5 protein-coding genes are annotated in these 7142 nt (G+C 57.2%); 1 reads left to right on the top strand and 4 read right to left on the bottom strand.

The window, feature by feature from the left end:
• The first annotated feature begins 245 nt into the window (after window positions 1-245).
• Window positions 246-2942 (top strand): preprotein translocase subunit SecA, encoded by a 2697-nt coding sequence (gene secA / locus ACK4TM_RS16300; protein ID WP_409703242.1) that lies wholly within the window; start codon window positions 246-248, stop codon window positions 2940-2942.
• Between the two features lie 89 nt (window positions 2943-3031).
• Here the strand turns inward: secA and ACK4TM_RS16295 are convergent, their stop codons facing one another.
• From ACK4TM_RS16295 to dnaK, 4 genes are all read right to left on the bottom strand, one after another.
• Window positions 3032-3193 carry a hypothetical protein gene (locus ACK4TM_RS16295; protein ID WP_409703239.1) on the bottom strand — a complete coding sequence of 54 codons (162 nt, stop codon included), beginning with the start codon at window positions 3191-3193 and terminating at the stop codon, window positions 3032-3034.
• 27 nt (window positions 3194-3220) lie between these two features.
• Window positions 3221-3964, bottom strand: coding sequence for a RadC family protein (gene radC, locus ACK4TM_RS16290; protein WP_409703236.1), 744 nt, complete (start codon window positions 3962-3964; stop codon window positions 3221-3223).
• Window positions 3965-3998: 34 nt separating this feature from the next.
• Window positions 3999-5147 (bottom strand): molecular chaperone DnaJ, encoded by a 1149-nt coding sequence (gene dnaJ, locus ACK4TM_RS16285; protein ID WP_409703234.1) that lies wholly within the window; start codon window positions 5145-5147, stop codon window positions 3999-4001.
• A 72-nt stretch (window positions 5148-5219) separates the two neighbouring features.
• Window positions 5220-7124, bottom strand: a complete 1905-nt coding sequence (dnaK, locus tag ACK4TM_RS16280) for a molecular chaperone DnaK (RefSeq protein ID WP_409703231.1) — start codon at window positions 7122-7124, stop codon at window positions 5220-5222.
• Window positions 7125-7142 lie beyond the last annotated feature (18 nt).

Genomic DNA, 7142 nt, shown 5'->3' with positions numbered 1-7142 from the left:
CACGGACAGCGACAGCGCCGCAGCCCCCAAAAATGTTACATGTTTCAGCATTAAACGTTCCCTTTACTGGCCGCGCAGTCGCGCGACGTTGACACTCTATACCCGGGACCTTACATCCCTGAGAAGCCTCGAGGAGGCCTGACGTAGAGCAATTTCGGCCCTTTGTATGTGGGCTGCCGCAAGCCTACAAGCAACCTCCTCTCAATTAGATGTCAGACAGGCGCGACCGCGCTGGTGGAGTGAATATGCTGGGTATCGGATCGATCGCCAAAAAAGTGTTTGGCTCTGCCAATGATCGCAAGGTCAAAACGGCCCGGCCCTTGGTCGCCAGGATCAACGCGCTGGAACCGGAATTCCAAGCGCTGAGCGATGAGGGTCTGAAAGCCAAGACCAAAGAATTCCAAGAACGCGCCAGAAACGGCGAAAGCCTTGACGATTTGTTGCCCGAAGCCTTTGCCAATTGCCGTGAAGCAGCGCGCCGCGCGCTGGGTCTGCGGGCCTTTGACACGCAGCTCAAGGGCGGAATTTTCCTGCATCAGGGCAATATCGCCGAAATGAAAACCGGCGAAGGCAAGACCTTGGTCGCGACCTTTCCTGCCTATCTGAATGCGCTGACCGGCAAGGGCGTGCATATTGTCACGGTGAACGATTACCTCGCCCGTCGAGATGCCGAATGGATGAGCAAGGTTTACGGCGCACTGGGGATGACCACGGGCATCGTGGTGCCGCAGCAGCCAGAGGCGGAAAAGAAAGCCGCCTATGCCTGCGACGTGACCTATGCGACGAATAACGAATTGGGTTTCGATTACCTACGCGACAATATGAAATCCGAACTGGATCAGATGTATCAGCGGTACCACAATTTTGCGATTGTGGATGAAGTGGACAGCATTCTGATCGACGAGGCGCGCACCCCGCTGATCATTTCCGGCCCCGCCCAAGACCGGAGCGAGATGTACGCCGCCATCGACAAGGTGATCCCTGATATCACCTCTGAACATTACACGCTGGATGAAAAGACCCGGCAGGCGACCTTTACCGATGAAGGCAACGATTTTCTGGAAGAAAAGCTGGCCTCATTAGGTTTGCTGCCCGAGGGTCAGACCCTTTACGATCCCGAAAGCGCCACGCTGGTCCATCACGTTGGCCAGGCCCTGCGCGCCCATGTGCTGTTTACCAAGGAAAAGGATTATATCGTCCGCGACAACGAGGTCGTGCTGATCGATGAATTCACGGGGCGGATGATGGTCGGCCGTCGCCTGTCTGATGGCCTGCATCAGGCGATTGAGGCCAAGGAAGGCGTGACGATCAAGCCTGAAAACGTCACGCTCGCATCGGTCACCTTCCAGAATTATTTCCGCCTTTACGACAAACTGGGCGGCATGACCGGCACCGCCGCGACCGAGGCTGAAGAATTTCGCGAAATCTATAACCTTGGTGTGGTCGAGGTTCCGACAAACCGGCCAATCGCGCGGATCGATGAACATGATCAGGTGTACCGCACCGCCAAGGAAAAATTCGATGGCGTGGTCGCCGAAATCAAGGAAGCCCATGCCAAGGGGCAGCCGATCCTTGTCGGCACCACATCGATTGAAAAATCTGAATTTCTGGCCAATCTGCTCCGGGCTGAAGGCATTACATTCAACGTCCTGAACGCGCGCCAGCACGAACAAGAAGCGCAGATCGTCGCCGATGCGGGTAAATTGAACGCAGTGACCATCGCGACCAACATGGCCGGACGCGGCACCGACATTCAGCTGGGCGGCAATGTGGAAATGCGCGTCTTGCAGGAGATGGCTGCCGACCCCGAGGCTGATCCCGAAGCATTGCGCGCCCGGATCGAGGCCGAAGTCGCCGATGAAAAAGAAAAGGTCAAAGCCGCGGGTGGCCTTTTCGTGTTGGCAACCGAACGGCACGAAAGCCGCCGCATCGACAACCAGCTGCGTGGCCGGTCCGGTCGTCAGGGTGATCCGGGGCGGTCGACGTTCTTTTTGTCGCTTGAGGATGATCTGATGCGGATCTTCGGGTCCGAACGGCTCGAAAAGGTCTTGTCCGGTTTGGGCATGAAAGAAGGTGAAGCGATTGTTCACCCTTGGGTTAACAAATCGCTGGAGCGCGCGCAGGCCAAGGTTGAGGCGCGCAATTTCGACATCCGCAAGCAATTGCTGAAATTCGACGATGTGATGAACGAACAGCGTAAGGTCGTGTTTTCCCAGCGCCGCGAAATCATGGAAGCGACCGAGCTTGCCGATGTTGTCAAGGATATGCGCGATCAGGTTATCGAGGATCTGGTGACGCTGCATATGCCACCCCGGTCCTATGCTGATCAATGGGACGTCGAAGGGCTGCACGCCGCTGTCATCGAACACCTTGGGCTGGAACTGCCGGTCATCGACTGGGCCGCAGAAGAAGGTGTTGACGATGATGTCATGCGCGAACGGCTGGAAGAAGCTGCCGACAAATACATGAATGAAAAGGCTGACGCCTTTGGCGCGGATACGATGCGCAACGTCGAAAAGCAAATCCTGCTGAAGACAATCGATGAAAAGTGGCGCGAACATCTGTTGACGCTGGAACATCTGCGGTCGGTCGTGGGCATGCGCGGTTATGCGCAGCGTGACCCGCTGAACGAATACAAGACCGAAGGTTTTCAGTTGTTCGAACGTCTGCTGGATGGGCTCCGCACCGATGTGACCAAGAAATTGTCGCAAATCCGGCCGATGACGAAAGAAGAACAGGAACGCATGATCGCGCAGTTCCGCGAACAGCAGGCGGCTGCGGCGGGGGCGCTTGCTTCGGCAGAGGCGGCAGCGGCACCAGAAGCCGCGCGCGAGGGTTTTGATGAAAACGACCCCGCCACGTGGGGCAATCCGGGCCGCAATGATTTGTGCCCCTGTGGATCAGGGAAAAAGTTCAAGCATTGCCATGGGCGTTTTGCATAATCCGCGGCATGATTGCGCCTTGTAAAGCGTAATGCATGTTTTTGGCTTATCCGACGGCGTGAAACCCGGCAGGGGATTCATGTCTGGGATCAATACAGGTTGGCGCGTCCGTCACGGCAGACAATTGTGCGCGGCCGATCCGCGCCGCGGTGTTTCACGCGGCGCGCGGCGAACTGCAGGCAAAGCACGGCATCCTTGTCATTCTGCCTGGTCGCGGCACGATCGGGACCGTAGCGATTTTCGACGGCCATTTCGATGAAACGGCGCAGCGCTAACATCTAAAAAAAACCCTGCGCGCGAAAGCTGATTTCGCAGGACTTTCCAATGATCAGATGATCATGCACGTTGATGCCAAGCGCCGCTGCCGCATCGCTGATCTGGCGCGTCATGGCGATATCGGCCTGTGATGGCGTAGGATCACCGGACGGGTGGTTATGGACGAGAATCATGGATGCCGCATTCAATTCCAAGGCGCGTTTAACCACTTCGCGCGGATAGACGGGGACATGGTCCAACGTTCCCCTTGCCTGTTCTTCATCCGCGATGAGCACATTCTTTGTGTCCAGAAACAGGATGCGGAATTGCTCGGTGTCCCGGTGCGCCATGATCGTGTGACAATAGGTCAGCAGGGCATCCCAACTGGACACGACATGGCGCTGCATGACCTTGGCACGGGCGAGCCTGTGCGCCGCCGCTTCGACAATTTTCAGTTCCAGCGCGACGGCGGGCCCTGCCCCCTGCACGTGACCGATTTGGGCAACGCTGGCAGATAATACCCTGTTGAAATCGCCGAAATGGTCGATCAGCGCGCGCGCCAGTGGTTTCACGTCCTGCCGGGGGATCGCACGGAATAGCACCAGTTCCAGCAATTCGTAATCCGGCATAGCAGCAGAACCGCCCGCCAGAAATCGGTCGCGCAGCCGCTTGCGATGATCGCGCAGGTAGGACGGCAGCTTTGCCGCCACCGGAGCGATGACATTGGTTTCAGGAAACAAGGAACGTGATTCGGCAAAATGGGTCATACCCCATCATGCCGGATCACAGATTACCGTTTGGTTAACTTTTCATCGAATCCCAGAAGGATTTCACACTGTCAAAGAAACTGGACCCCTGAGGGTTGTTGTCCTCGCTTAACTTGTCGAATTCCTTGAGAATTTCGCGCTGGCGCGCCGTCAGTTTGACCGGCGTTTCCACAGCAAGCTCGATCAGCATATCGCCGCTGCCACCGCCACGCAGCGCTGGCATACCCTTGCCGCGCAGGCGCATCTGACGCCCGGATTGCGACCCTTCCGGCACCTTCACGCGGCTGCGGCCACCGTCAATCGTGGGCACTTCAATCTCGCCACCAAGTGCCGCTTTGGCAATCGACACGGGGACGCGGCAGAAAAGGTTTACGCCTTCGCGCTCAAACAACGCGTGGCTGTTCACCTCGATGAAGATGTAAAGGTCGCCGGGCGGGCCACCGCGCACGCCTGCCTCGCCTTCGCCGCTCAGCCGGATGCGGGTGCCGGTTTCTACGCCAGCAGGAATGTTCACGGACAAGGATTTTTCTTTTTCGACGCGACCGGCACCGTGGCAGACCTTGCACGGGTTCTTGACGATCTGGCCCATGCCATTGCAGGTCGGGCAGGTCCGTTCGACCGTAAAGAAGCCCTGCTGCGCGCGCACCTTGCCCATGCCGTTGCAGGTCGGACAGGTCTGGGGTTCTGATCCCCCTTCGGCGCCGCTGCCATGACAGGCACCGCAAGCGACTGCGGTGGTGACGTTGATCGTCTTTTGCAGCCCGGCATAGGCATCTTCAAGGTTGATCCGCAGGTTATAGCGCAGGTCGCTGCCGCGCTGCGCACCACTGCGTCTGCCGCCGCCGCGTCCACCCATGAAGTCGCCGAACAGATCGTCGAAAACGTCCGAAAAGGCGCTGGCAAAATCACCTTGCCCGCCGCCGCCGGGTCGTGGACCTCCACCGCCGCCCATGCCGTTTTCAAACGCCGCATGACCGTAGCGGTCATAGGCCGCCTTTTTGTTGGGATCTTTCAGAACTTCGTAAGCTTCGTTGGCTTCTTTGAACTGCGCTTCGGCCTTGGGGTTGTCGGCGTTGCGGTCGGGGTGCAGTTCCTTGGCCTTTTGCCGATAGGCCTTTTTGATGGCATCAGCATCAGCCCCTTTGGCGATACCCAGAACATCGTAATAATCGCGTTTTGCCATAGTCAGTTTTCCCTTTGGGAACGGAAAAGACCGGCCCGGTTTGGGGCCGGTCCATTTCCTGCGGACATGCCGTTACTTACGGCGCTTGTCGTCATCCAGATCTTCGAAATCTGCATCCAGAATGTCATCATCGGCGGCAGGGGCATCACGCTCTGCCTCGCCCGCTTCTTCCTGGCTGGCCTTATAGATGGCTTCACCCAGCTTCATCGCGGATTCTGTGACGTTCTGAATACCCGATTTGATCTTGTCAGGATTGTCGCCTTCCAGTTCATCCTTCAGCGCGGCAATCGCCAGTTCGATCGCCTCGATTGTGGTGGGATCGACCTTATCGGCATGTTCTTCCATCGACTTTTCGGTCGAATGGATCAGGCTTTCGGCCTGGTTTTTCGCTTCGACCAATTCGCGGCGGGCTTTGTCAGCCTCTGCGTTGGCTTCGGCGTCTTTGACCATTGCTTCGATGTCGTCATCCGACAGACCGCCAGAGGCCTGGATCGTGATCTTCTGTTCCTTGCCGGTGCCTTTATCCTTGGCGCCGACTTCAACGATACCGTTGGCGTCGATGTCGAAGGTCACTTCGATCTGTGGCATGCCGCGTGGCGCTGGCGGAATGTTTTCAAGGTTGAACTGGCCCAACATCTTGTTGTCGGCAGCCATTTCACGCTCACCCTGGAACACACGCAGGGTCACGGCGTTCTGGTTGTCTTCCGCGGTCGAGAAGACCTGCGACTTTTTCGTCGGAATCGTCGTGTTGCGGTCGATCAGGCGGGTGAACACGCCGCCCAGCGTTTCAATACCGAGGCTCAGCGGCGTCACGTCAAGCAGGACTACATCCTTGACGTCGCCTTGCAGAACACCGGCCTGAATGGCGGCACCCATGGCGACCACCTCATCGGGGTTCACACCCTGATGCGGTTCCTTGCCGAAGAATTTGGACACTTCTTCTTTGACCTTGGGCATGCGGGTCATACCGCCAACTAGCACGACTTCGTCGATGTCAGAAGTGGACAGGCCCGCATCCTTGATCGCAGCTTGGCAAGGCTTCAGCGAGGCCTTGATTAGATCGCCGACAAGGCTTTCCAGCTTGGCGCGGGTCAGTTTCATGACCATGTGAAGCGGCTGACCGTTCGACCCCATCGAGATGAAGGGCTGGTTGATTTCGGTGCTGGAAGAAGAGGACAGTTCGATCTTGGCTTTTTCAGCGGCTTCTTTCAGCCGCTGTAGGGCCATCTTGTCCTTGGTCAGATCGACCGAGTTTTCCTTTTTGAATTCGTCAGCCAGATAGTTGACGATCCGCATGTCGAAATCTTCACCGCCAAGGAACGTGTCGCCGTTGGTGGATTTCACCTCGAACAGGCCGTCGTCGATTTCCAGAATGGTCACGTCAAAAGTACCGCCGCCAAGGTCATAGACCGCGATGGTTTTGCTTTCTTTCTTGTCCAGACCATAGGCCAATGCGGCAGCCGTCGGTTCGTTGATGATGCGCAGCACCTCAAGACCGGCGATCTTACCGGCGTCTTTGGTGGCCTGACGCTGGGCATCGTTGAAATAGGCTGGCACGGTGATGACGGCTTGCGTCACTTCTTCGCCAAGATAGCTTTCGGCGGTTTCTTTCATCTTGCCAAGAATAAAAGCAGAGATCTGGCTGGGCGAATATTTTTCACCACGCGCCTGCACCCAAGCATCGCCATTGCCACCATCGACGATGGTGAACGGCATGTTCTTCTTCTCTTTCGCAAGGTCGCTGTCGTCAAAACGACGCCCGATCAGGCGCTTGACGGCGAAAATCGTGTTTTCCGGGTTGGTCACTGCCTGACGTTTGGCGGGCTGGCCGACAAGACGTTCGTCATCAGTGAACGCGACGATAGACGGCGTCGTGCGCGCGCCCTCGGCGTTTTCGATCACGCGGGGCTTTGACCCGTCCATGATCGCAATACAAGAGTTGGTCGTCCCAAGGTCGATACCAATCACTTTGGCCATTTTTCAAATCCCTCTACT

This window comes from Yoonia sp., from assembly GCF_046292185.1.
Taxonomy (GTDB): Bacteria; Pseudomonadota; Alphaproteobacteria; order Rhodobacterales; family Rhodobacteraceae; genus Yoonia.
The sequence above is the reverse complement of the archived record's forward strand: the minus strand, read 5'-3'. Positions and strand labels throughout refer to the sequence as shown.

Coding starts and splice junctions, on each gene's coding strand:
- secA (WP_409703242.1), top strand. CDS start 246: ATGCTGGGTATCGGATCGATCGCCAAAAAAGTGTTTGGCTCTGCCAAT.
- ACK4TM_RS16295 (WP_409703239.1), bottom strand. CDS start 3,193: ATGGCCGTCGAAAATCGCTACGGTCCCGATCGTGCCGCGACCAGGCAG.
- radC (WP_409703236.1), bottom strand. CDS start 3,964: ATGACCCATTTTGCCGAATCACGTTCCTTGTTTCCTGAAACCAATGTC.
- dnaJ (WP_409703234.1), bottom strand. CDS start 5,147: ATGGCAAAACGCGATTATTACGATGTTCTGGGTATCGCCAAAGGGGCT.
- dnaK (WP_409703231.1), bottom strand. CDS start 7,124: ATGGCCAAAGTGATTGGTATCGACCTTGGGACGACCAACTCTTGTATT.